Raw genomic sequence first — 23,593 nt, 5'->3', positions numbered from 1 at the left:
ATCTTCGGGCAATCACACTAGCGAATGCGAGTTTCCTTTCTACTTTTTTGATTTTTTAAAGAGCAAAGTTAAGCATAGAATAACTCATTTTTTTAACATTTTTAATAAAAAACAGGAACTCTACAGTTCCTGTCTATATTATATATTATTTTTAGATCGATCTATATTTTTTGGGCCGGTGATTCAAGAACAGTTACACTTACATTACTCACCGACTTTACAATACCCGATTCTCCATGTATGCTTGAAATAAAGTTAGGAAAATCTTCCACGGGAAAAGCCCAGTAGTAATGTCCGTTTGCAGGGTTGGGAAAATTGGCTAGCAAAGTTCCGGTTAACTTCATTGGCACAGAATACTCCACCGAAGATCCTTTCAACTTTGTCAGAACAGAAATTATTTTTTTGGAATGAGCTGGTACAATAGCTTTATATGTACTTGTTTCTGTAATTTCTTCCGAGCTCTCGGTTCCATCTGTAGTATCGCCTCCCACAACAACTTTTGTACTGGCAGATGCTTTGGCAACTAACGGAACATCTATGGATACCGAAGCTCCTACTTCAAATGATCCTGAAACCGTACGTTTCCATGAGGTTGAATACCCTTTTTTATAAGAATAGGTAACTGTAATCTCACTTTCCCGGTCACCATTATTAATAGCTTCAGTCGTATACGAATCATCAGGTAGATCTACTCCGTCTGTCTTTATTTTTACATCAGGGGTTCCTAAAACAATAGATACATCCGGACTTGCTGCTGTATTTCGCATATCGCCATCAACGGATAGATCCGGATTAAAAATAATTCCGTCAGGAACTTGTCCTGAATAAGCGAAAATATTTTTGAGCCTTGTTTTTTCACCTGAAAAATTGATATCATATCCCATATCCTTCAAGTGATTTGCTTTAAAGGGTATCTTGCTTTTTTCATCAGATATACCACGTATCACATTCGTGTTGCCCGGCAACTTAAATTCATCTACAATCTTCCAGCCCTTCTGAAGCATTTCTGCCTCAGTCATTGAAGTTCTTTTTAAATCAGTATAACTTGTGTTTTCTGTATCATCACCAATAGAACTGACTTCATCCCTTGAACAAGAAACAGAAATCCCCAATAACATAATTACTAAAACAGAATTGATTTTTTTACTCATCTTTATTATTTTTTAGTGTTTAATTATTAAATTTACAAAAACCGCTCTGTTTAGTAGCTTATTTTTGCGAATTAAATAATTTTAACACTTATAAATATTTTATTAATTGCAGTTGTGACTGATAACTAGCAGGTACTGAGATTGATCAATTTTCAAGTCCCTTTTTTACCTGATTTACACTAAATTTGAATTATGAAAAAGTTGGAATCAAGAGAAGATATAGAACACCTTGTTAATTCATTTTATGGAAAGGTAGTTAAAGACGAAACCATTGGGTTCTTTTTTAATGACATTGCAAAGGTAAACTGGGATAACCACCTTCCTAAAATGTATTCTTTCTGGGAAACGATTCTTTTTGGCCAGATGAGCTATAAAGGAAATCCAATGGCCGTTCACTTTCCCATCAACGAACTTCATGCAATGGAAAAAAAAACACTTCGATCAGTGGCTCTTCCTTTGGAAAAGCACAATAGAAGAGCTTTTCATCGGTGAAAGTGCGGACATGGCCATCTACAAATCTGAAAACATCGCAAAACTTATGTCCTATAAAATGGAGATGGCGAGAAAATTAAATTAAGGAACGATTACAGTAAAAATGTAGGCCGCCAGGTTTACCAATAAAACAGTTCCGTATAAAACATTGGTTTTCCCTCTGCTTAATGAGAGCATAACGATAAATACCGATAAAGAAAGCAAAATAATGTCCTTTCTATCCAGTCCTAATACAAAAGGTATGTCATACATGATACAAACAATAGACACAGCAGGAATAGTTAATCCAATACTTGCCAGCGCAGAACCTAATGCGAGATTAACGCTTGATTGTATCTGATTATTCCTGGCTGCCCTGATCGCTGCAACTCCTTCCGGAAGCAAAACCACAGCTGCAATAATCACTCCAACCAAAGATTTTGGCGCTCCAACACTCTGAACCATATTTTCGATGGTCGCAGAAAGCCCTTTCGCCATTAAGACAACAATAATCAGACAGATAACAAGAAATATAAAACTGATAAGAGTCGCTATTTTTGAAGGGATGTAATGTGAATCCGGGTCATCTGATGTAATAATGAAATAGTTCCTGTGTCTCACTGTCTGAACCATAAGAAATACACCATAAATAACAAGACAGGCAATTGAAACAAAGATCAGTTGGGCCATATTGTAAAAAGGTCCGTTTACACTTGAAGTAAAGTTGGGAAGAATAAGAGTAAGCGCCAATATAGACACAATACTTACCAGATAGGTTGTAGCAGAAGTTCTCGCAAAAAATTGCTCATAATACTTTACTCCACCTACCAAAATACATATCCCCAATATTCCGTTCAGAATAATCATTACAGCCGCAAAAACAGTATCCCTTGCCAGCGTTACCGCCTGATCTCCTCCTGCTATCATTAAAGAAATAATTAACGCCACTTCAATAATGGTAATACAAAGAGCAAGAATAATTGTCCCGAATGGCTCTCCTACTTTATGGGCTACCACTTCCGCATGATGAACAGCCGAAAGCACACTTCCTGTAAGTAAAATTCCTGCTATTATTTCAAAGATGACACCGTTTGCCATCAGACCAGAAAAGTAATATCCCACGGCTAAAACCGGGAAAATAAAGGTATAATGTAAAAGTTCTTTTAATTTCATAAGTGTTTACAAAATACAAAAAATCAATGAAGATTAAAATATTAAGAGAAAAGATTAATGATATTTTAATGACACCAAAGATTGAAATCCTGATAATCAGTAAGCATATGCAATAAAAGCCCGATGCCAACAATTCTTATATTTCCTTTAAAAAAAAAGCAGCAAAAAGTACACCGCAATTGCATAGTAAGAATGTAAAAAATGGAATCCTATACTGTTTCTGTCAGGATCAAATATGGGATTAGCAAACAGATGGTCCAGATCAACTAACATGGTAGCTAAGAGTATCAGGTAAGTTCTTTTCCAGTGATCCCTATAAAATATAAATGCTATCAAAACAGGAAATACCAGGTGTAAAAAATAATGTGTTCCTGTTTTCCAAAATAAACAATCCATTAGATCCTTCCTTTTAAATAATCCTGTCGTAGCTCCTCATTCAGTTTTTCAATAGCATACCTCAGGCAGGTCCTGGGCATTTCCTTATAGTACTTATTGAGATAGGCAACTAATTCACCTTCATTTTTATTTCCCATCTCTCTTAATAACCAGCCATTTGCTTTATGCATAAGATCATGCGTATGGCTCAGATTCGTCGTTACAAATTCCTTTGTCAGATGAAAAAAGCCTTTTTTAATGTAATGCATTGTTCCAACTACGGCTATTCTTTTATGCCACATTTCATCAGAATGAGAAAGATCCCTTAATAGGTGTTCTTGTTGATTTTCAAAAGCATATCTCCCTAATATTTTATAGCAACTTGAATCCACCAAGTCCCAATTATTAATGTATGGCAAATGATTAAGATAAAAATCTACAATTTCTTTTTTCTCCTCTGCCACCTTTGTTTTTTCAAATTTACTGATCAGCATAAATAATGCAGTCAACCGATATTCGTGAAAACCGGATGCAAGCAAAACACTGAGCTCTTTCAAAGAGATTTTGGAATAGTATTCTTTCGCTACAATTCTCTGGTCAGGAACTTTTACACCTAAAAAAATATCTCCTTCACCATATTCCCCCTTTCCTGTTTTAAAAAATTTCGGGAAGAATTCCGCTTTTTCGGGAATTGATAAAACAGCTAGAGCTTCCTGTATTTCTTTTACTACGTTACTCATAACAATCAATCAATTAAACATCTTTATCTAAAGCAATGCTTCCCTGTTCCAATTCTTCTTTTGCAATCTTTTTAGGATTAGCAACCTTAGCAATGGTAAGTCCCTGTACTACAATAGAAAATACTACCACACAATAAGTAATACTTAAAATAATATTGCTATACTCACTTTTAGGAATAGACATTGCCAGCGCAATAGAAACTCCGCCACGAATTCCACCCCAAAACAGCACTTTTATCGTTTGGGGACTAAACCTTGTTCGGAAAGACATAAATTTTGTAGGTCCCCATATTGAAATAAATCTTGCTACCAACACAACAATAATTGCAATAATCCCTGGAATAATAAAGTGATTCAGATCTTTGATCATGAGCAGTTCAAAACCTATAAATAAGAAAAGTACAGCGTTCAATATTTCATCAATTAATTCCCAGAATTTGATAAGATAATCCTGAGTAATTGATTTCATTTTGAATCTTACGTTAAAATTCCCCATAAATAATCCGGCAGCAACCATGGTGAGAGGGCCTGAAATATGCATCTGCCTTGCGATGAGGTATCCGCCCATAACCACAGAAAGGGTAACCAAAACTGAAATAATATAATCATCAACCTCACGCATTAACCTTGAAGTAATCCAACCTAACAAAACACCCAATAACAATCCCCCTCCAGCTTCTTTAAGCAGTAACAGTCCAATACTTTCCACTCCTAAATCTACTTCTTTCCCGACAGCTAACTGCAGTACTACGGTAAAAACAACAACCGCCATACCGTCATTGAAAAGAGATTCTCCAGCAACCTTAGTCTCTAAAGATTTAGAAACATTTGCCTGCTTCAAGACACTCAGAACAGCCACGGGATCAGTAGGAGATATCAGAGCCCCGAAAACAAGACAATAGATAAAAGGAAGTTTGATGCCCACTAAAGGCAACAGGTAAAACATTCCGAATCCTACGATAAAAGTAGAAATGACAACCCCTGCCGTGGAGAAAATAAGAACGGGCCTGAATTGTTCTTTAAGGTCATTAATATTAATATGAATTCCTCCTGCAAATAATAGAAAATTAAGCATTGCGCCCATTAACACTTCAGTGAAGTCTATACTGTTCATCAATTTATGAAGATGCCCAAAAGTTCTTGGCAATACAGTTTCACCAAATAAAACCAGGAAAATTGAAACCACAATGGCAATTACCATGATCCCGATAGTACTGGGAAGTTTGAGAAATCTGTAATTAAGATATGCGAATATGGATGCTAAAACTATTAACGCTGAAAATGAATAATATAATTCCACTAAGTTATTTTTTAATTAAAAGTCCAAGTAAAGGACTTTGATATATATTTTGTTATTTTCTTTTTCCCATAAGTCAATAATGCCTTCTTTTACTGTTTTTGAACTTTTTGTATAGCCTTCTCCGATATTGAGAATATTCAGGAAAATATATTCGTCCCCCACAGAATTGACCTGATAGGCAGTCTTTTCGGTTTTCCCATCTCCCGAATTTTTGATTGCGTCGGCAAGTAATCGAAGCTGTGCGAGATGATGAGTAAAATTACTTACATCTTTTTTAGAATCATAAGCACGCAGCAAAATCAGCAGTACGTCCATATTCGTTGGATCCTTACCATATAAAACCTTACCCAATCTTATGCAATCATCGAAATTATTATTTTTAAATGCTTCAGCAAGACTTTTAAAATCATTATCTGAAGTATTTAATTTATTTGATTCGAAATTTCTACCGTAGTACAAATACTGAGCTTCTATACTATCCAGTGACTTTGGAATCCCTTTGTACTTGAAAATCAGTTTATCATAATTATAAAGTGATTCGGGATTTTTAAGGTTTTTCTCTATACTTTTAAAATCAATTTTCGATTTTTGACCGAAGCCTAAAACCGAAATATTCAGCAGCAAAAGGAAAATGTAATATTTCATTAATTGTTGTTTTCATCTTCCTCGTCGTTATCGAAATACTCAAACAGGAAGTCATTATATGGAAATCTTGAAATATGGATTTTCATGACTTCATCATAGATCAATTTCTTCATCTCCGGAAAATTCTCTTTTGTCAAAGCCGAAATAAATACCGTTGGATATTTAGATTTTGCCATCCAGGTCTTTTTCCATTCTTCAAGGGAAACATTCTTTCTTGTTGAAGGTGTCAGATCATCTTCATCCTTCTTCTCATAGCTAAAATCATCAATCTTATTGAAAACCATAATCATAGGCTTCTGATGAGCATTAATTTCCATCAAAACATGATTAACGGATTCTATATGATCTTCAAAACTTTCATGAGAAATATCTACGACATGGATCAGCAAATCTGCTTCCCGCACCTCATCCAAAGTTGATTTAAAGGATTCAACCAACTGGGTCGGTAATTTTCTGATAAATCCTACAGTATCGGTAAGTAAAAACGGAAGATTCCCGATAACCACTTTTCTGACAGTGGTATCTAATGTTGCAAATAGTTTATTTTCTGCAAAAACTTCAGATTTTGAAAGTGAATTCATCAGAGTAGATTTACCTACATTCGTATACCCTACCAACGCAGCCCGAACAACCTTCCCGCGATTATTACGCTGAGTAGCCATCTGCCTGTCTATCGTCTTTAGCTTATCTTTCAGTAAAGTGATTCTGTCACGGATAATACGACGGTCAGTTTCAATTTCAGTTTCACCCGGACCTCTCATTCCGATCCCTCCTTTCTGACGTTCCAAGTGGGTCCACATCCTCGTTAATCGAGGTAAGAGATATTGGTATTGTGCCAGTTCCACCTGGGTTCTAGCGTAAGAAGTTTGTGCTCGTTGTGCAAAAATATCGAGAATAAGATTGGTTCGGTCAAGAATCTTCACCTCCATTTCTCTTTCCAGGTTTTTAAGCTGGGATGGAGAGAGTTCATCATCGAAAATTACTGTTCCTATCTCGTTTTCTTTTACATATTCTTTTATTTCAAGTGCCTTTCCACTTCCAATGAAGGTTTTGGAGTCCGGCTGAGTTAATTTTTGAGTGAAGCGCTTTTGTACCGTTGCTCCTGCTGTGAAAGCTAAAAATTCTAATTCATCCATATACTCTATCAGCTTTTCTTCATCCTGATTTTGAGTAATAACACCTACTAAAACAGCTTTCTCGTAATTATGTTCTTTCTTTTCTAGCATTAAGTTCTATCTATGTTTGTGAGTTTTACAAGATACCCTTTTTAGGGATAAAAAGCAAAACGATTTTTAAGACAATCTAAAATTTTAATGTTAATTTAAGCTTTAAATACTATTAATTTGCGGAAAAATAATAATCAACAAATGCTTTTTTATTACTTTCAAACATTAAACCTTACAAATCCATTAAAACAAAAATAGTACCTGAATGACCGTTTAGAGTATCATTCTGATCATAAAACGATTTTTCATTATATTGAGTCTTCAATTTCAGCTTTAAAACAATATTGTATGGCCAGCCAATCAGAAAAAGATTTTACAAAAAAAACAATGAAATTGAGCATCCTGGACCAATCTCCTGTTGTAATGGGAGAGCATACACAGGATACCCTTCATAACAGCATTGAACTGGCCCAATGGGCAGAGCATCTTGGTTATGAAAGCATTTTATTCTCCGAACATCATGGAGTTCCTGGTTACGCAAGCTCAAGCCCCGAAATATTAGCCGCCGTTATTTTAGGCAAAACACAAAAAATAAAAGTTGGAACAGCCGGCATCATGCTCAGAAATTATTCTGCATATAAAATTTCTGAGATCACAAAATTACTAGCTTCAATTTTTCCCGGACGTTTTGTACTGGGATTAGGAAAAGCACCGGGTGGTCTTAAAATATCTTCACTGGCCCTGAACGGCGATAAACTTCCAACAATAAGTAATATCAGCGAAAAACTCCGAGATATCGCAGCCTATATTTCAGATGATACAAGTATTACGCAAGAGCGTTATGGTGATCTGATTGCTCAGCCTCAAAACCTTCAACATATGCCAGAAGTATGGTGGCTGGGCTCAGGGAATAATTCGGCAAAGGAAGCTGCAAAAAACGGATTAGGATATTCCTTCTCTCATTTTTTGATGGACAACAAGCAAAATGAAAGCACGGAAATCTATAGAAATGAATTTAAGCGTGGTAATCTGAGCGAAACACCTCATTTACAAATTGCCGTTTCAGTTTCAGTCGCTGAAAATTACGACACCGCAAAAAGAAATGCCTTATCCATGGCTTACCAGTTTCTTGAAGCACGCAGAGGCCTAGCTCCCTCCCCATTATTACATCCGGATGATATAGAAGAAAAAATGTTAAGTCCTACAGAAAATGATGATTTGAAAAAAATTCTGAAGAATATAATTATTGCCACTCCTGACACAATTCATAAATATCTCTTTGAAATTACAACATTTTACCAAACCAATAATCTGATTATACTAAGCAATATTTACGATAAAGAATCCCGTTTCAAAAATTTTGAATGGATTAGCAATTGTGATGTATAAAGCCACCACCGTTCACCACTTTGTGATTATTATTTCAAATCACCCATTTTAATATTAAAATAAACATAAAACATTAAAAACCAAAATAATTTTAATAACTTTATAATGAGATTTTTGTTTTATTTACATTGATCTATAAAAACTAATTAACATCCGGAGAATCATGATTGCCAATATTAAATGTATGATTATTGATGATGATGAACTGGACAGGCTGGTTCTTCAACACCATATCAATCAGTATGATAATATAGAAATTGTTGCATCTTTTGATTCAGCAGAAAAAGCAATTCCATACCTTGATCTACCAGTAGACGTCCTGTTTATTGAAACCAAACTCCCCGGAATGAACGGAATTGAATTCTGTAAATTAGCCTATAAAATCCCTATTTGTATTTTCATGAGTTCCCACTGTGAGTTTGCTGCCGAGGCTTTCGAACTGGACATACTCGACTTTATTAAAAAACCTTTAAAAACGGATCGTATTCATCATTCGTTACAAAAACTTTTGGATTTTCTTGAAATGAAGGAAAAGAGTGAATGTCTTGATATTTTACTTGGTGAAAATACGATTAAAATCAAAGAAGGGAGTACAATTCTACAAATCAAAATAACAGACATTCTTTATCTGGAGGCATTAAAAGATTACACCAGAATTGTAACTTCTGAAAAAAAACACTGTATTCTTGATTCCCTTGGAAATCTTCTTCATCAAAACCACTTCGATTCTTTTGTAAGAATACACCGCAGCTATGCCGTTCCAAAATATCTTATCCGAAGTAAAACTTCTCACGAAGTAGAGCTTACCCATAAGATTAAGCTTCCCATAGGAAGAAGTTATAAAGACAATCTGGCATTTTTCAACATGCCCAATTAAAGAATTCCTCTAATTTCTTTTCCGGATTGTCATTTGTCGATTTTTCGTGTCGTTTATCTATTTTCCCAATATCTGCATCCGGGATGTGGTAATTTAGTCTTCCGAAATTCATTAACCCGAATTTATAAACTACTAACCAAAAAAAAACTCACATGAAAAGAACATTAATTTCCGGCTTCCTTTTTATATTGTTTATTGTAACCGGACAGCTTAAAGCTCAATCAGCTGTTTTAACTACAGGAACAACTGTCTCAGGAGGTAATGGCTCTATTTCTTATAGTGTCGGCCAGGTCACTTATCTCTCTAAGGGAAGCGGATTCCAGGTTATGGAAGGAGTACAGCAAGCTTTTGAAATTACGACCCTTGGCACCCATGAAACGTCATCTGCAGAGGACGGTATTTTACTCTATCCTAATCCCTTTAGAGATTATCTATATCTGGATTTTACAGTAAACAGCTATAAGAACTCAGATTATCAATTATTCGATGCACAAGGTAAGTTGATCAGGAGTGAAAAAATTATGCAGACAAAATCTGAATTTAATTTTTCTTCTCTTCCATCTGCCATGTACATTATAAGAATTAATCAGGATGGTAAAAACATTAAAACATTCAAAATCATAAAAAAAATAACTACCATGAAAAAAAAATCTACTCGTACTAGGGCTTATACTGGGCTGTTTTTTAGCCTTTGGACAAGTACCTGAAAAAATGAGCTATCAGGCCGTTATCCGAAATCTTTCGGGACAACTGATCATCAATCAGAGTATTGCAGTAAAAGTAAGTGTTCTTCAAGGCTCAGCCGCAGGCCCAGTGGTATACTCAGAAAGGTTGACCGGAAATACCAATGCCAATGGTTTAATCAGCCTTGAAATAGGTACAGGAACTGTTCTTACTGGGACATTTGCCACGATTAACTGGACCACTGGAAATTATTATTTGAAAACAGAAACAGATCCGTCAGGTGGAACCAGCTATACGATATCAGGCACCAGCCAACTTCTCAGCGTTCCTTATGCAATGTACGCAAAATCTGCTGGAGGCGGTGGCGGAAGCTTTACCCTTCCATATTCAGCTAACGTAAATAACACAGCCAGTCTTTTTGCTTTAACCAATGATGGTGATGGAGCAGCCATTGAAGGCACCAACAATACAACAACTTCAAGTATCGCTTCAATAAGGGGTGTTGTAACCAGTACTTCTGCCGGTGGATTTTCTTCGGGAGTCCGGGGAATCAATAATGGCACAGGAGGATTAGGAGTGGGGGTCTGGGGCAGTCAGAACGGAAGCGGATGGGGAGTATATGGAGTTACCCCTAATGGACTGGGTGTTTATGGAAATGCATCGGGAAATGGATACGGTGTATATGCAAACAGCAACGCAGGAACAGGACTTGCCGCAATAAGTACAAACGGAGTTGCTGCTAATATTTCAATAACTAATAATTCCAATGCCAACAGCGCAATTATTGCCTCAACCGCGGGTAACGGAACGGTGGTCAATATTTCTACGACAGGAACCGGTGCGGGATTGAGAAGTACTTCAGGAGCTGGTTTTGCCCTACATGGAATTACAAGCCAAGTATCCTCTGCAGGTGTTGTAGGTGATAACAACGGCAACGGAGAAGCCGTGGTCGGAAGAACAACAAGTGATATAGCCGGTGCTGTAGTCGGAAGAAATGATGGTGGAGGATATGGCGTGAGGGGGTTTATTGCAACAAATAGTACCGGAACAGCGATAGGTGTTTTAGGCCAGGTTGGGCTCAACAACAGTAAAGGTAGAGCTGGCCGATTCGAAAATTTCAATCAAACCAATGAAAATAATACGCTTGAAATCGAAACCAACGGAAATGGAAATATTCCTGATAACACACAAGGAAATGCTTCTTCATTCCTCGTTAATAATACCAATAGTGTCGCCGCTGCCGTAAGAGGTGAAGTAAAAACCATATTCGGCAATTTTGGAGCTGCCGGTGTTTTTGGAATATCCTCAGGGACCGGAGGTTTCGCAGGCTTATTCCATGCTTCTAATACGGCCGGAAACGGTCCCGCCTTGGTGGCAATCACCGATGGAAATGGAAATGCAATCACTGCCAATGCCGGCAAAAACGGTAATGGTGTGGAAACAAATATTGATGGAAACGGAAATGCTTTATACGCATGGGTTCCATCTTTTGCAACTGGGCGTGCCGGTAGATTTGAAATTTTCAATGAAGACAATGATACCGAAGTAATCTCTGTGAAAACTGTTGGTAATGGTACTGCAGGAAACTTCAAGGTGGATCGCACAACCGGTACCTCACCGGCAGTAAAAGGTGAAGTGAATTCCATTTTTGCTAATTTCGGTACTGCAGGTATTTTTGGTCTTTCATCAGGAACCGGTGGCTATGGAGGCTTATTTTATTCATCAAATGCCAGTGGAAATGGGCCGGCTGTATTAGCCCTTACGGAAGGGAATGGAAACGGGATTACCGCCAATGCGGGTGGTAGCGGCGATGGTATAGAAGCATCATGCGACGGAACAGGTAATGCGATCTCAGGTTTTATTCCCAATTTTGGAACAGGTAAGGCCGGTAGATTTGCTAATTTTAATAATGCCAACGGACAACCTGTTGTACACATAACCACTACTGGTACCGGCTCCACACTTCTTGTCAATCATCAGGGCCCATCTGGTAATATTTCTGTCTATCAAAGTGCATCAGTTAATGTTGCCCGGATCAATAAAGCAGGAAGAGGCTTTTTTAATGGCGGAACACAAAACAGCGGTGCGGACGTTGCAGAAGCATTTGATGTGGAAGGAAATGTTTCTGAATATGAGCCCGGCGACATTTTAGTGATTTCAACAGACTCTGACAGAACGATAGAAAAGTCCTCAAAGCCCTACTCTACACTTGTAGCAGGAGTTTATGCAACCAAACCCGGGGTTTTATTGACTGAAGAAAATATCGATGCAGATCTGTCCGGAAAAGTTCCCATGGGAGTTATCGGAGTGATCCCAACAAAGATTTGTCTTGAAGGAGGAAAAATTAAAAGAGGAGACCTTTTAGTAACCTCTTCAAAACCAGGAGTTGCCATGAAAGCAAATCTCAAAAAAGTCAGAATTGGACAGGTAATCGGAAAAGCTCTCCAGGATTACAATCAGAATGAAACGGCAAAAATTAAAGTACTAGTAAACATTAAATAAAAAATTATGAAATCATTATATACCATCGCATTACTATTATCAGGACTAAGTATGTATGCCCAGGAAAATAAAACTTCTGAGCCGCAGGATCAGGCCGTTATTTTAAAAAATGCAAAGGAACAGGAAGCTAAGCTCATTAAAGATTATGAGCAGTATAATAAAAACAATCCTCCACACAGCGGGCTGGTATCAGATTATGGACTTGAAGTTAAAAAACAAAATCTAAAACCTAAAAACACATCGGACAATTCAGGAAAATTACTTCCCAATACAGCTAGTTTTGATGAGGTCTTAGCAACAATTCCTAATCGGCGTTCACGTAAAGCAAGTCAACCTATTAATAAGAAAATAACCGTTACGGGACTTTCTAATACGGCAACACTTGAAGAAATAAAAAAAAACTATTCCTAGAAACTAATAACCGAAATAAGTCCGCTACTTAGCGGACTTATTTTATCTGTACATTTTTCAAAAAAAATTACTGTTAATCCCAATCTGAGGCAACAAACTTCATCACTATCCCTTTATCATCATACAAAGAAAGAAAATGACCCTCCACTGAATACCGCGTAATCCTTTCAAAGCTATTAACAAACGCTCGCTCAAGTTTCATATTCTGACAAGCCATCATTGTACTTCCAACTCCGGAAATCTTCATTTTCCCATTTTTTCTGAACTCTCCGGTAAAAAACATTTTATTACACCCCATGAATGCCCCTCCACGAATCTTTTCTCCTTCCATTGCTCCTGTAAGATTAATTCCCGCGCGGCTTTTAACCATTTCTTCTTTATCAAATTTCCCAAAAGATATAAGCATCCATTCTCTTTGAACTGATGGGTTTTTACCCGGAACTGATGAACAATTAATCATCATTCCTAAAACCAAAACTCCTAATAGACTTATAAATATTTTTTTCATGCAGCCTATCCTTCCATTTTCATACCAATCACGGCCGGAATATCGTAAAAATTAGTAAATTAGCGACACAAAATTATTTTATAAAATGAAAAGACTATTTCTACTATTCACTTTTTTATTGGGCTTTGCCCAGATGAGAGCGGATGAAGGTATGTGGCTGCTAATGCTCATTAAAAGATTAAATGGTGTTGATATGCAAAAAGAAGGTTTGCATTTAACTCCAGAAGAAATTTATTCCGTAAACAATTCTAGTTTAAAAGATGCTATTGTAAGTTTTGGAGGCTTCTGTACCGGTGAAATTGTTTCTGATAAAGGACTGATTTTCACAAACCACCACTGTGGTTATGGTGCTGTTGCAGCAGCTTCTACTCCGGAAAAAGATTATCTGAAGAATGGATTCTGGGCCATGAAGCAAAAAGACGAATTCAACGCTAAAGACCTATATGTTAGATTCTTAGTAAGAATGGATGATGCTTCACAAAGAATCAATGCTAAGCTAAACAACAAAATGACCGGTGAAGAAAGAAAAGCTGTAATTGATGCTGAAACTAAAGCTATTCAGGCTGAGAATTCTGAAAACGGGAAGTATACAGTAGTAGTAAAAGATTTCTTCAATGGAAACGAGTTTTATTATTTCGTTTATCAGGATTATAAAGATATAAGATTGGTAGGTGCACCTCCTTCATCATTGGGTAAATTTGGAGGTGATACTGATAACTGGGAATGGCCTAGACACACAGCAGATTTTACGGTTTTCAGAGTGTATGCTGATGCTGCGGGAAACCCTGCAGAGTACTCTCCAAGCAATACACCTTTAAAACCTAAACACTTTTTACCTGTTTCTCTTAAAGGGATTAAACCTGGAGACTTTTCTATGATTCTTGGTTACCCAGGCAGAACAAACCGTTATTTAACTTCTTACGGTATACAGCAGATGGTAAACAAAGATTATCCAGCTTGGGTAGAAGCTTCTAAATTAGCAATGGATGTGATGAAGAAGTACATGGATAAAGACAAGGCGACTCAGCTTAATTATGCTTCTCAATATGCATCAGTAGCAAATTACTGGAAAAACAGACAAGGAACTATCGATGCTGTTATCAAAAACGGGACAATTACCGATAAGCAGAAAACTGAAGCTAATTTCAAGCAATGGGCTTTACAACCGGCAAATATAGAATATGACGGAGTTTTAGATGATATCTCAATCTATTATAAACAAGTTTCTAATAGAAATGTTGAAAGAAATTATGCCACCCAGCTCTATAGAAATGCTAAATACATCAGCCTTGCTTCTCAAGTAGGCCCTGTACTTAAGTCATATGCTGAACAAGATATGGCAGGAAGATTAGCAATGAAACCAAAAGTAGAAGCTGCGGTAAAAGCTGCTTATGAAAACTTTAATACTAAGTTAGAAGGAGAAATGCTTAATTCAATGGTTGGTCTTTATCAGTCAAGAGTAGATAAAGATGTAGCATCTCCAACTATTATGGCATTAGATTCTAAAAATCTTTCAAACGTTGCTTATTCATCTATTTTTGCTAATAAAACCTCTGTAACAAACTTTATTTTAAATCCGGATCGTTTAAAGCTAGACGCTGATCCACTTTTAAAAATAGCTAACGGAGTTACTACAGATCAAAGATTATCTTCTGAAAAATTCTCTAAGATTGATGATAATTTTGCTAAAAACAACCGTATATTCTTAGCAGGTTTAATGAAATCCATGCCTGAAAAAAAGTTCTATCCGGACGCTAACTTTACTATGAGATTAACTTACGGAACTGTTGACAAATTACCTATCAGAACAGACAGAAACTACTTTGGTGTTACAGATAACTATTATACTGACATGACCGGTTTGGTAGGAAAATATAAAAAAGGAGATGAAGAATTTGATCTTCCTCAAAGAGTAATCGATCTTTACAACATGAAGGACTTCGGTCAATATGCTGATGCTGCCGGTTTTATGCCTGTTAATTTCCTTTCTAATAATGATATTACAGGCGGAAACTCCGGGTCTCCGGTAATCGATGGTGACGGTAATCTTATAGGGATCGCATTTGATGGAAACAGTGAAGCTTTAAGTGGTGATATTGTTTTTGAACAGGAATGGCAAAAAACAATCAACGTTGACGTACGTTTTGTTCTTTGGACTATCGATAAGTATGCTGGCGCAAGAAGGTTAATTGACGAGTTGAAGCTGGTTAGAAGTGAAAACACTCCAGCTGATACTAAAACCCGTCCTGCAAAAACTGAACATGTAAAATCTACCAAAAAGAATAAATAATCTTTTTTTTAAATTTTAAAAGCCGTGAGATTTTCTCACGGCTTTTTTTATACCATTTACTGAAATAAATAAGTGATTGAGTTCCCTCTACACACCATAAAATTTTGTGATTTTTACGCCGTTTTATAGAATAAAGACAATACGAGATCGTTACAAATAAGATGAGAGAGTTAAATTTTCAGCAATAATATGCATTGCTAAAAAAAGATTATTTAAGAAAAATAAAAACAGTTAATTTATTTTAAAATAAAAATTTTATTAAAAAATAGCAAAATGTAAATATTTATTTACTATTTTTGATTTCATTACGCAGTGATATAAGGTTTTTATAACAGAAAATTTTATTATTATTACACAATGAAAAGAATTAGTCTATTTTTTTAAGCTAAATTTAAGTTTTAAGACTTATCTTTAAGTTGTTAAAAAAAATATATTGTTATGAACTTAAAATTAATTTTATCCGGGATCGCATTGCTGACCCTTTTGGTAGCATGTGATGACAGAAGTAATGAAGACGCTCCCGCTTTACAATCGGAAGGCACAAAAGCAGATTTAAAAGCGGCAAAAAATGTAAAAATCGTTAGCGATACCGTAACAAAACCAGTAGAAAAACCAAATGAGCCAGATTCAAAAGATGGAACAAACAACAGTACCGCAGACACAATCGACCCGACAAAGCCGGATAGGCCTAAGTAAGCTGATTATTCAGATTACGATGTCTGCATTCGTGTTGATTTCGGCGATCTTACCTTTTCTGAATAATATTGTGGGTTATTTTATTGATGTTAATGTCCAGCTGGCAAATAATGCCGGCGAAAGGCGTTTGGATTTAGATTCAGCAATCTATTTTCTATCAATCCCATCGTGCATAATCCTCCTTGCATTAGGAGGATTATTCAAAGCTCATAGATATACCTTCTATGTGGTTTTTGTTTCCGGATATTTTCACTTAGCGACCTATATTAAGTTTATATTTTTCAATAAGAATATAATTTCCGGATATGCTGATATAGCGATTATCGCCATTATTGCTATAATTGTTTATCTTATCTATCGATTAGACAACTACTATAGAGAAATAAATGTTATTGATAAATTTAACAATAGTACCTTAGAAAGGTTTTCTTCCATATTATACAAACGTAACGATATCACAAAAAATGAGTAATCACAGAGAAAGTTTAAAAATTCTTGTTGCTCTTAGTGATAAACTTTGGGAGGATTACATTGCGGAAATTTTGTCCGAAGAGCAATATCTTGAAAAAATGAGATTGGTAAAAAAAGAGATCAATAATGGATTTATTGGTACCATGCAGGATTTGGAAGTCTTTACTAACGAACTCGGCTACCTCATTCTTAATACCCGAACTAAAACATTATTATCAGGATCTGAAAAAATCATCGTAAACAAGAACTAGATTACTTTGATCTTGATTCTTTTTCCTCAACCTGAGCTAAAATTCTTTCCAAATATTTGCTTTGCTTAGCGATAGAAGCTTCCAGTTTCTTTTCCATTTTTGATATCTGATTCTGGATGAACAGCAAGCTTTTATCCTGTGTGTTGTATTGGGCATAAATATTAGCTAATAGGTCACCTATATCTTCATTAAAATCTTTACTCTTCAACATATGATCAGGTTGTAATTCTTGTTCTTCAACCTCATATACTTTCTCTGAACCACTTAAATCCAATACCCCCTCTCCTTTTATAAGCCAATGTAAGTGAGCATTCAGCTCCGGATACACCTCTAAAACTTTAACAACCTTATCAATACCAAGGTCACTTTTTAGTCCTGCCCCTTTGAAATTAGAAGCGGACATCCCTGTTTCCCTGTAAAAAGACTCCTTTTTAATGCTCTTTTCCTCCAAATAAAATAGGATTCTTTCTTTTATGGTTGTTATTTTGTCCATTTTTATTTTATTTTGGTCTAAATTTTGACTATATTTGTGCAAAGATATAAAACAAAATTAAAATAAAATTCTAAAAACATGAAAAATTTCGTTGAACCATCACATGCTTACTACAAACATTTTGAAGCATCTGAATCTTTCCGTCAATTTAAACCTTCTTCCATAACAAAAACTAAAACCATGAACAACAAACACAATATTCGTCGAAACTCAGCGAATGAGTTATATAATGTTTATTCAGTTGCTCAGGATTTACACGACTATAAGGAGGAATACCAGTTTACAGAAGGGATTAATGATATGATTAATTTTGAAGACTGTTTGTGGCTATTTGATCTTATCCTGGAAGAGCAGCCTCATTCCGATTCCGAAACTCAAGTATGGACTTTAAAAAGAGTTCTTCCCCATTCTTTTACACTTACATGCAAAAATAAAGCAGGTCAAAAATTAGCCGAGATTAAGAATATTGAGGCAAGTTTTTATTTTGATGATCTTATTGTAATAAAAAAAGATAAATTATTCTGTTTACCGGTTGAAGAGAACATTTACTAAACATACAGATATTGCATATCAGTATGATGCATTTACAATATAAAAAAATGATGAAGGCTTTTACCCCATATAAGTCCACATCAAACATTCCAAAACTCCCGATCCAAACTTCTGTATTGTATGGCTTCAGAAATATGATGTGAGTAAATATTCTCAGATTCATCAAGATCTGCAATTGTCCGTGCAACCTTCAGAATTCTATCATACGCTCTTGCGGACAAACCCAGCTTGTCCATCGCTTGTTTTATCAGAGCAAATGAAACCTCATCTAAAGCACAAAATTGCTCAATTTGTCGCGAGCCCATTTGCGCATTGTAACTAATTTCTAAATCTTGATATCTGGCCTGTTGGATTTCTCTGGCTTTCAGTACCCTTGCTCTGATCGTTTCACTTTTTTCACCCTTTCTCTTTTCAGTTAATTGCTCAAATTCAACTTTTTGGATTTCTATGTGGATATCAATACGATCTAAAAGAGGGCCTGATAATTTATTCATATAACGCTGCATTTCCGCAAGGGATGAAGTATTATTAGGATCATCAGGGAAATATCCACTAGGACTTGGATTCATCGATGCAATAAGCATAAAGCTCGAGGGATAGTTTACAGTAAACTTTGCCCTTGAAATGGTAACCTCACGATCTTCTAAGGGCTGTCGCATCACTTCAAGCACTGTTCTTTTGAACTCAGGCATTTCATCAAGGAATAAAACACCATTATGTGCGAGGGATATCTCTCCTGGCTGTGGATAGCTTCCCCCACCGACCAAGGCTACATCCGATATCGTATGATGAGGTGATCTGAAAGGACGAATGGTCATTAAAGAAGTTTCAGCACCTATTTTCCCGGCAACAGAATGTATTTTTGTCGTTTCCAAAGCCTCCTTTAAGGTTAGTGGTGGTAAAATACTGGGAACTCTTTTTGCCAGCATCGTCTTTCCGCTTCCGGGTGGACCTATCAAAATTATATTATGCCCTCCCGCTGCGGCAACCTCCATTGCCCTCTTTGCCGTTTCCTGCCCTTTTACTTCTGAAAAATCAAAAGGAAACTGATTTACTTTTTCCTGGAATTCTTTTTTTATATCCAAAACAACCTTTTCAATGGGTATTCCTTCATTAAAAAAATCAATCACCTCTTTGATATTACTGACTCCGTAAACATCAATTCCTTCCACCACAGCAGCTTCTCTGGTATTTTGCATGGGTAAAATAATCCCCTTAAAACCCTCCTCCTTCGCCTGGATTGCAATGGGTAAAATTCCTTTAATCGGTTGTAAGCTCCCATCCAATGAAAGTTCTCCCATAATGATATAGTTGTGGATATTTTCAGCAAGAATTTGGTCTGATGCAGCTAAAATCCCTATCGCAATACTTAAGTCATATGCGGAACCTTCTTTCCGAAGATCTGCGGGAGCCATATTAATTGTAATTTTTTTACCGGGAATTTTGAAACCGACATTTCTTAATGCTGCAGAAATCCTATAGCTGCTTTCTTTGATTGCATTGTCGGGGAGACCAACTAAATGATAGCCAACGCCACCTGTATCAATATTAACTTCAATAGTAATCGTTTGTGCCGCAACTCCATGAATTGCGCTTCCATAAATTTTGATCAGCATAAAGTGTGTTTTAATGTAAATATATCATTTTTTATAAATGAATGAAATATTCATCATTAAAAACGCTGACAAGAATTTATGTATTTCCTTTGTCGTTTTCAACCGCCTTTCGTAACATCAACCCATTTTTTGAAACCCGATAAAACCTCTAATTCAGAAATAGAAAGTTTTATAGCTGAGTTAGCACTTCCACAAGCCGGATACACAAACTCAAACTCTTTAAGCGAAATGTCTAAAAAAACCGACACTTGCAAATGACACCAAATGGACAAACACCACCAACAGGATGTCCTACCAAAGGTTCCACATCTTCAAAAGCAAGCATCTTTGCCTTTAATCCAAATTCATCTTTAAACTTTCTATTATCGATCTTCCGGTACCCTGCGGCTACAATTAAAATAACATCGTTATTCTCATCGTACAATGAAATAGATTTTGCTATTTTATTTCCACTAATGTTCAATGCTGCTGCAGCCAGCTCCACCGTGGCACAGGAGGTATCAAATATCATCACTTCGGAATCCTTATTCCATTTTTTCAAGTGAAGTTTTGCTTTTTCTATTCCCATTGTATGATCAAACAAATGCTAATTACATCTGTTAAATATAATTCATTTCTTACAAAAAAGAAGGACTCATTACGCTATATTGGTTCTGTTTCCGGATAAAAAAACCGGTGCAGAATAAATTCTGCACCGACTCCACAATTATTGAAAAAACTAACATGAGTTATAAAGGGGCACTCATATTTTACTTTTTAATGAACTTATTTTTGTACATTTTATCTTTAGAATCTTTGGAAACAATAATATAATTGCCTGTAGCAAGACCGCTTACATCGATAGGCTGATTATAGGTATGGTTCTTTTTTTGTAAAACAAGTCTTCCTGATGCATCAATTATAGAAACTTCTTTATAAACTTTATCCGAATCTTTTCCAATAAAGATAAGCTGAGTCGCAGGATTTGGATAAATACTCATTTCATTCCCTTTTTTAGGATCAACTTCTCCGGTTCCAAGATTACAAAAGTTCCAGTTTCCAAAGTTTAGCTTTACAAAAGATTGTAATCCCAGGAATTCACATTGATCAGGACAATAAGCCGTACATGCATAGAAGCCATACTCACCTGATTCTGTCGCTACATAAGTATCTCCGGTAGCTCCAGAAATGATGCACCCATCTCCTGAAACCGGTGGTATATTGCTCGGTGCACATTTGTACCATGTATGAACTCCATACACAACCGGAAAAATATCATCAAATTGTACCGATGCGCCATTACATACATTATATTCTCCCGGACCTATATTCTCGTAAGTTCCCGGTGTGAGTGTCGTCATCATAGCCGGAAGTGCATAGGCATATCCATCAGCCATAATTTCTGCGCTTTGTGCTGTACAATCATTAAGGGTAGCTTCTACTTTAAAATAATAAAGCATATCACTTGAACCATTAATCGTCAGAGTCTGGGAGGTAGCCCCAGAAATAGGAACCCAAGGATTAGTATTGGGGGACTGCCATGTCCACGCCTGTTTGTACCATTGATAACTACCATAAGTTTGTGTTGAAAGTACTTCTGATTCCGTGTTGCAAAACACGACTTTATTGGGAAATTGAGCTCCTAATCTAGGACTGGTAATGGTAGGTGTGAATGAACACTGCGCACTTACTTTTAAGAGATTTAAAAGTAAAAACAGTGATAAAAAAATTAGTTTTGTTTTCATAGATATTAATTTAATTTTGGTTGTTATTTTTCGGTCCTCACAAATCAATCAAGTAATACTCTTATTCCGAATTTGACATTAAAATTCAATGGCTTCTCTTTATAGATTGTATTCAAAGCACCATCGTTTTTAAAATGATAGCCTATACCGGGCTCTGCATATATGCCTATTTTGTCAACAAGTTTTAGCTGCAGCCCTAAAGCTGTATTTAATGAAACCTGTACCGGCTGGTTTCCAAGCTTTTCTTTTGTTTCGCTATTCACTTCATTATCAACAATATATTGTGTCTTGAAGCTTCCTCCAACGGATTTTTCAGCAAGCGCTCCTGCGGTAACATAACCCGTAAAATTCCCTTTCTGGATAACGTTGTAGTTAACCTGAACAGGAATGCCCAAATAATGTATTGTCTGTTCACTTTTTACAAAGTTTGACTGGCTTCCGGAATGAAGTTCAGAAGATAGTTTAGTATAGTTTAAACCAGTCCCTACACCCCACTTTTTACCCAGATTATAATAAAGAGAAACGCCAAGATTCAGAGGAACTTTATGCCTTACCGTTGCTTCTACATTTTGACTCTGGTTAGCCACAAGAACTTTTACAAATGGATCTTCAGAAAAAGCAGATGCACTCCATACCTGATCAAGAGTTAACGGACCACCGCTGATTGTAGCATATCCAGGAAATTGCTGTGAGTTAGATGAGGCTTTACCTGTCAGTAAACTTAGCATCCATGACTTTTTGGTCTTCTGTTTTTTTTTCTTTTAATGTATTTGCCAATGATTTGCCCTGAACACCTAAGCCTGTTTCAGAAATAAGTTTGTTAATCTCCTCTTCTCTATTAATAGGTAAAAGATTCTTCATTTCACGAATCCCAGGAATCTGATTTTGAATTACAGGAGCATATTGTGTGTGCAGGCCAGCCAACAAATCCGTTTCTTCCTTTACTAATCTATACTGGACATTTCTTACACCTCTCCTATTCCCATATGCATATACATTCGTTGAAAAAATGTCCTGATCCGGGGTACGATCTTTCTTCTGCCCAAATTCCTTTAGAACATCGAACTCTTCTTTTTCGTTAAATGAGGAAATGCGATTATCTGGCGTCTGAAAATTACTTTCAGCAGAACCCTTATCTTCTGACTTGGCAATTTTGGGTTTAACATTATGGTTTACCTCCCATAGTTGTTTACCCACAATAAAAAATAATGCAATTGCAGCGGCTATACCGGCAATACGATAAATGAATGCCCCTCTTTTTTTATTTGAATCTGAGTCTTCACTATCGATCGCTTTATTTGCTTCAGTAAAAAGCCCAACAATATTTTTATCCTCATTTTTATCGAATAATTCATCTTTGATGTTATCCCATAATCCATCCGGAACATCACCTTCGTGATCTTCCATCTTCCTGCGCAGATCGTTTAACCATTGATTACTCATATTGCGCTTTTATTAACATTTTATATTCTTTAACTTTCTGAATAAGCATAGCTTTAGCTCTGTGAAATTGCGAAGCCGAAGAATTCTCTGCTATCCCCAACAATTCCGCAATCTGTTTATGGCTTTTATTTTCAAATACATAGAGATTAAAAACAGTCCTATAGCCTTCCGGAAGTGAACGGATTATTTCCATCATAGCCTCTTGTGGCATCTCTTCTATTTCCGGTTCCTCATCGTCCGTTATATCCGGAATATCAGAATCGTTCATCGTTACTTTAAAATCTGAATGTTGTCTGATATGTTTTAGTGATTCATTGACCACAATACGGGTAATCCAGGCTTTAAGGGATCCGCTTCCCCGATACTCAAATGAATCTATTGAGCGGAACATTTTGATAAAACTATTCTGTAGTACGTCACAGACGTCATCCTTATCAATGATATAACGAGAGCACACATAAGAAAGATTCCCGGAATATGCTCCGAAAAGCTCCTTCCATGCAGCTTCTTCTTTTAAGAGAAGACGATTAACTAAAATCTGCTCCTTATTTGCCTCCATTGATTATGTTTCCCTGACGCCTCGTTTTAATGATTGATAAATCTTGATGCAAAAATAGGTTGCAACATTGCAAAGCGCAACCTATTTTAATTTTGCATCTAACTAT

Annotated in this window: 25 protein-coding genes and 1 pseudogene; 11 read left to right on the top strand and 15 right to left on the bottom strand. The window is 36.3% G+C overall.

Translation table 11 applies throughout. The features are described 5' to 3' along the window. Positions 1 to 161 precede the first annotated feature (161 nt). Entirely contained in the window at positions 162 to 1,151 is a 990-nt protein-coding gene (locus ACJ5H0_RS12995) for a hypothetical protein (RefSeq protein ID WP_273650346.1), read from the bottom strand. Between the two features lie 192 nt (positions 1,152 to 1,343). Between ACJ5H0_RS12995 and ACJ5H0_RS12990 the strand changes: the two are divergent. Beyond that, positions 1,344 to 1,728, top strand: a pseudogene (locus ACJ5H0_RS12990) (group III truncated hemoglobin). Here the strand turns inward: ACJ5H0_RS12990 and ACJ5H0_RS12985 are convergent. The 6 genes from ACJ5H0_RS12985 to hflX all read right to left on the bottom strand — a co-directional run bounded on the left by ACJ5H0_RS12985 (position 1,725) and on the right by hflX (position 7,081). Beyond that, positions 1,725 to 2,795: a calcium:cation antiporter gene (locus ACJ5H0_RS12985; protein WP_411249858.1), complete on the bottom strand. Its 1,071-nt coding sequence runs from the start codon at positions 2,793 to 2,795 to the stop codon at positions 1,725 to 1,727. The pseudogene ACJ5H0_RS12990 and the gene ACJ5H0_RS12985 overlap by 4 nt on opposite strands. 147 nt (positions 2,796 to 2,942) lie before the next feature. Then, entirely contained in the window at positions 2,943 to 3,191 is a 249-nt protein-coding gene (locus ACJ5H0_RS12980) for a DUF6122 family protein (RefSeq protein ID WP_411249857.1), read from the bottom strand. Then, positions 3,191 to 3,910, bottom strand: a complete 720-nt coding sequence (locus ACJ5H0_RS12975; protein WP_411249856.1) for a DNA alkylation repair protein — start codon at positions 3,908 to 3,910, stop codon at positions 3,191 to 3,193. The genes ACJ5H0_RS12980 and ACJ5H0_RS12975 overlap by 1 nt, the downstream gene beginning before the upstream one ends. A gap of 13 nt (positions 3,911 to 3,923) precedes the next feature. Then, positions 3,924 to 5,210, bottom strand: a complete 1,287-nt coding sequence (locus tag ACJ5H0_RS12970; RefSeq protein WP_411249855.1) for a cation:proton antiporter — start codon at positions 5,208 to 5,210, stop codon at positions 3,924 to 3,926. Between the two features lie 15 nt (positions 5,211 to 5,225). After that, positions 5,226 to 5,855 carry a DUF4919 domain-containing protein gene (locus tag ACJ5H0_RS12965; RefSeq protein WP_273650341.1) on the bottom strand — a complete coding sequence of 210 codons (630 nt, stop codon included), beginning with the start codon at positions 5,853 to 5,855 and terminating at the stop codon, positions 5,226 to 5,228. After that, positions 5,855 to 7,081, bottom strand: a complete 1,227-nt coding sequence (gene hflX, locus ACJ5H0_RS12960) for a GTPase HflX (RefSeq protein WP_411249854.1) — start codon at positions 7,079 to 7,081, stop codon at positions 5,855 to 5,857. Before hflX ends, ACJ5H0_RS12965 begins: the two co-directional genes overlap by 1 nt. Before the next feature lie 288 nt (positions 7,082 to 7,369). Here hflX and ACJ5H0_RS12955 point away from each other — a divergent pair, with 288 nt between their 5' ends. The 5 genes from ACJ5H0_RS12955 to ACJ5H0_RS12935 all read left to right on the top strand — a co-directional run bounded on the left by ACJ5H0_RS12955 (position 7,370) and on the right by ACJ5H0_RS12935 (position 12,884). After that, complete coding sequence (locus tag ACJ5H0_RS12955; RefSeq protein ID WP_411249853.1) at positions 7,370 to 8,410, top strand: MsnO8 family LLM class oxidoreductase; 1,041 nt, start codon at positions 7,370 to 7,372, stop codon at positions 8,408 to 8,410. A gap of 163 nt (positions 8,411 to 8,573) precedes the next feature. Next, positions 8,574 to 9,287 carry a LytR/AlgR family response regulator transcription factor gene (locus ACJ5H0_RS12950; protein ID WP_273650339.1) on the top strand — a complete coding sequence of 238 codons (714 nt, stop codon included), beginning with the start codon at positions 8,574 to 8,576 and terminating at the stop codon, positions 9,285 to 9,287. 152 nt (positions 9,288 to 9,439) lie between these two features. Next, positions 9,440 to 9,994 (top strand): T9SS type A sorting domain-containing protein, encoded by a 555-nt coding sequence (locus ACJ5H0_RS12945; RefSeq protein WP_411249852.1) that lies wholly within the window; start codon positions 9,440 to 9,442, stop codon positions 9,992 to 9,994. A gap of 4 nt (positions 9,995 to 9,998) precedes the next feature. Then, complete coding sequence (locus ACJ5H0_RS12940) at positions 9,999 to 12,473, top strand: beta strand repeat-containing protein (RefSeq protein ID WP_411249851.1); 2,475 nt, start codon at positions 9,999 to 10,001, stop codon at positions 12,471 to 12,473. 6 nt (positions 12,474 to 12,479) lie between these two features. Then, a complete protein-coding gene (locus ACJ5H0_RS12935) occupies positions 12,480 to 12,884 on the top strand; it encodes a hypothetical protein (protein WP_411249850.1) in 405 nt (134 codons plus the stop codon). Between the two features lie 73 nt (positions 12,885 to 12,957). Here the strand turns inward: ACJ5H0_RS12935 and ACJ5H0_RS12930 are convergent, their stop codons facing one another. After that, complete coding sequence (locus ACJ5H0_RS12930; RefSeq protein ID WP_273650335.1) at positions 12,958 to 13,392, bottom strand: META domain-containing protein; 435 nt, start codon at positions 13,390 to 13,392, stop codon at positions 12,958 to 12,960. A gap of 85 nt (positions 13,393 to 13,477) precedes the next feature. On the opposite strand from ACJ5H0_RS12930, the gene ACJ5H0_RS12925 reads away from it, so the two are divergent. The 4 genes from ACJ5H0_RS12925 to ACJ5H0_RS12910 all read left to right on the top strand — a co-directional run bounded on the left by ACJ5H0_RS12925 (position 13,478) and on the right by ACJ5H0_RS12910 (position 17,100). Continuing rightward, the gene (locus tag ACJ5H0_RS12925; RefSeq protein ID WP_411249849.1) at positions 13,478 to 15,682 is read left to right on the top strand and encodes a S46 family peptidase; all 2,205 of its coding nucleotides are present in this window, start codon (positions 13,478 to 13,480) and stop codon (positions 15,680 to 15,682) included. Between the two features lie 438 nt (positions 15,683 to 16,120). Then, the gene (locus ACJ5H0_RS12920; RefSeq protein WP_172281922.1) at positions 16,121 to 16,378 is read left to right on the top strand and encodes a hypothetical protein; all 258 of its coding nucleotides are present in this window, start codon (positions 16,121 to 16,123) and stop codon (positions 16,376 to 16,378) included. After that, entirely contained in the window at positions 16,317 to 16,850 is a 534-nt protein-coding gene (locus ACJ5H0_RS12915) for a hypothetical protein (protein WP_411249848.1), read from the top strand. Before ACJ5H0_RS12920 ends, ACJ5H0_RS12915 begins: the two co-directional genes overlap by 62 nt. Beyond that, positions 16,843 to 17,100 carry a hypothetical protein gene (locus tag ACJ5H0_RS12910; RefSeq protein ID WP_172281918.1) on the top strand — a complete coding sequence of 86 codons (258 nt, stop codon included), beginning with the start codon at positions 16,843 to 16,845 and terminating at the stop codon, positions 17,098 to 17,100. Before ACJ5H0_RS12915 ends, ACJ5H0_RS12910 begins: the two co-directional genes overlap by 8 nt. A 1-nt stretch (position 17,101) precedes the next feature. On the opposite strand, the gene ACJ5H0_RS12905 is transcribed toward ACJ5H0_RS12910, so the two are convergent. Further along, entirely contained in the window at positions 17,102 to 17,593 is a 492-nt protein-coding gene (locus ACJ5H0_RS12905) for a hypothetical protein (protein ID WP_411249847.1), read from the bottom strand. A gap of 78 nt (positions 17,594 to 17,671) precedes the next feature. Between ACJ5H0_RS12905 and ACJ5H0_RS12900 the strand changes: the two genes are divergently transcribed. Further along, positions 17,672 to 18,145, top strand: a complete 474-nt coding sequence (locus ACJ5H0_RS12900; protein WP_411249846.1) for a DUF6876 family protein — start codon at positions 17,672 to 17,674, stop codon at positions 18,143 to 18,145. Positions 18,146 to 18,225: 80 nt separating this feature from the next. On the opposite strand, the gene ACJ5H0_RS12895 is transcribed toward ACJ5H0_RS12900, so the two are convergent. The 6 genes from ACJ5H0_RS12895 to ACJ5H0_RS12870 form a co-directional block, all read right to left on the bottom strand. Then, on the bottom strand, positions 18,226 to 19,761 hold the full coding sequence (locus tag ACJ5H0_RS12895; protein ID WP_411249845.1) for a YifB family Mg chelatase-like AAA ATPase: 1,536 nt from the start codon (positions 19,759 to 19,761) through the stop codon (positions 18,226 to 18,228). Positions 19,762 to 19,993: 232 nt separating this feature from the next. Next, positions 19,994 to 20,329, bottom strand: coding sequence for a YbaK/EbsC family protein (locus ACJ5H0_RS12890; protein ID WP_411249844.1), 336 nt, complete (start codon positions 20,327 to 20,329; stop codon positions 19,994 to 19,996). A gap of 181 nt (positions 20,330 to 20,510) precedes the next feature. Continuing rightward, the gene (locus ACJ5H0_RS12885; RefSeq protein ID WP_273650327.1) at positions 20,511 to 21,485 is read right to left on the bottom strand and encodes a T9SS type A sorting domain-containing protein; all 975 of its coding nucleotides are present in this window, start codon (positions 21,483 to 21,485) and stop codon (positions 20,511 to 20,513) included. Positions 21,486 to 21,529: 44 nt separating this feature from the next. Next, entirely contained in the window at positions 21,530 to 22,213 is a 684-nt protein-coding gene (locus tag ACJ5H0_RS12880) for an outer membrane beta-barrel protein (protein WP_411249843.1), read from the bottom strand. Continuing rightward, positions 22,191 to 22,928 (bottom strand): hypothetical protein, encoded by a 738-nt coding sequence (locus ACJ5H0_RS12875; RefSeq protein ID WP_411249842.1) that lies wholly within the window; start codon positions 22,926 to 22,928, stop codon positions 22,191 to 22,193. Before ACJ5H0_RS12875 ends, ACJ5H0_RS12880 begins: the two co-directional genes overlap by 23 nt. Beyond that, positions 22,921 to 23,487, bottom strand: coding sequence for an RNA polymerase sigma factor (locus tag ACJ5H0_RS12870; RefSeq protein WP_411249841.1), 567 nt, complete (start codon positions 23,485 to 23,487; stop codon positions 22,921 to 22,923). Before ACJ5H0_RS12870 ends, ACJ5H0_RS12875 begins: the two co-directional genes overlap by 8 nt. Positions 23,488 to 23,593: the final 106 nt, after the last annotated feature.

Source organism: Chryseobacterium proteolyticum (assembly GCF_046591535.1).
Classification (GTDB): Bacteria; Bacteroidota; Bacteroidia; order Flavobacteriales; family Weeksellaceae; genus Chryseobacterium; species Chryseobacterium proteolyticum.
Note: the sequence above shows the minus strand (reverse complement) of the source record. Positions and strands in the feature narration are given on the sequence as shown.

Coding starts and splice junctions, on each gene's coding strand:
- ACJ5H0_RS12915 (WP_411249848.1), top strand. CDS start 16,317: ATGGAACAAACAACAGTACCGCAGACACAATCGACCCGACAAAGCCGG.
- ACJ5H0_RS12935 (WP_411249850.1), top strand. CDS start 12,480: ATGAAATCATTATATACCATCGCATTACTATTATCAGGACTAAGTATG.
- ACJ5H0_RS12920 (WP_172281922.1), top strand. CDS start 16,121: ATGAACTTAAAATTAATTTTATCCGGGATCGCATTGCTGACCCTTTTG.
- ACJ5H0_RS12905 (WP_411249847.1), bottom strand. CDS start 17,593: ATGGACAAAATAACAACCATAAAAGAAAGAATCCTATTTTATTTGGAG.
- ACJ5H0_RS12875 (WP_411249842.1), bottom strand. CDS start 22,928: ATGAGTAATCAATGGTTAAACGATCTGCGCAGGAAGATGGAAGATCAC.
- ACJ5H0_RS12955 (WP_411249853.1), top strand. CDS start 7,370: ATGGCCAGCCAATCAGAAAAAGATTTTACAAAAAAAACAATGAAATTG.
- ACJ5H0_RS12930 (WP_273650335.1), bottom strand. CDS start 13,392: ATGAAAAAAATATTTATAAGTCTATTAGGAGTTTTGGTTTTAGGAATG.
- ACJ5H0_RS12925 (WP_411249849.1), top strand. CDS start 13,478: ATGAAAAGACTATTTCTACTATTCACTTTTTTATTGGGCTTTGCCCAG.
- ACJ5H0_RS12975 (WP_411249856.1), bottom strand. CDS start 3,910: ATGAGTAACGTAGTAAAAGAAATACAGGAAGCTCTAGCTGTTTTATCA.
- ACJ5H0_RS12950 (WP_273650339.1), top strand. CDS start 8,574: ATGATTGCCAATATTAAATGTATGATTATTGATGATGATGAACTGGAC.
- ACJ5H0_RS12880 (WP_411249843.1), bottom strand. CDS start 22,213: ATGCTAAGTTTACTGACAGGTAAAGCCTCATCTAACTCACAGCAATTT.
- ACJ5H0_RS12980 (WP_411249857.1), bottom strand. CDS start 3,191: ATGGATTGTTTATTTTGGAAAACAGGAACACATTATTTTTTACACCTG.
- ACJ5H0_RS12885 (WP_273650327.1), bottom strand. CDS start 21,485: ATGAAAACAAAACTAATTTTTTTATCACTGTTTTTACTTTTAAATCTC.
- ACJ5H0_RS12895 (WP_411249845.1), bottom strand. CDS start 19,761: ATGCTGATCAAAATTTATGGAAGCGCAATTCATGGAGTTGCGGCACAA.
- ACJ5H0_RS12965 (WP_273650341.1), bottom strand. CDS start 5,855: ATGAAATATTACATTTTCCTTTTGCTGCTGAATATTTCGGTTTTAGGC.
- ACJ5H0_RS12945 (WP_411249852.1), top strand. CDS start 9,440: ATGAAAAGAACATTAATTTCCGGCTTCCTTTTTATATTGTTTATTGTA.
- ACJ5H0_RS12890 (WP_411249844.1), bottom strand. CDS start 20,329: ATGGGAATAGAAAAAGCAAAACTTCACTTGAAAAAATGGAATAAGGAT.
- ACJ5H0_RS12995 (WP_273650346.1), bottom strand. CDS start 1,151: ATGAGTAAAAAAATCAATTCTGTTTTAGTAATTATGTTATTGGGGATT.
- ACJ5H0_RS12940 (WP_411249851.1), top strand. CDS start 9,999: ATGAGCTATCAGGCCGTTATCCGAAATCTTTCGGGACAACTGATCATC.
- ACJ5H0_RS12985 (WP_411249858.1), bottom strand. CDS start 2,795: ATGAAATTAAAAGAACTTTTACATTATACCTTTATTTTCCCGGTTTTA.
- ACJ5H0_RS12910 (WP_172281918.1), top strand. CDS start 16,843: ATGAGTAATCACAGAGAAAGTTTAAAAATTCTTGTTGCTCTTAGTGAT.
- hflX (WP_411249854.1), bottom strand. CDS start 7,081: ATGCTAGAAAAGAAAGAACATAATTACGAGAAAGCTGTTTTAGTAGGT.
- ACJ5H0_RS12900 (WP_411249846.1), top strand. CDS start 17,672: ATGAAAAATTTCGTTGAACCATCACATGCTTACTACAAACATTTTGAA.
- ACJ5H0_RS12870 (WP_411249841.1), bottom strand. CDS start 23,487: ATGGAGGCAAATAAGGAGCAGATTTTAGTTAATCGTCTTCTCTTAAAA.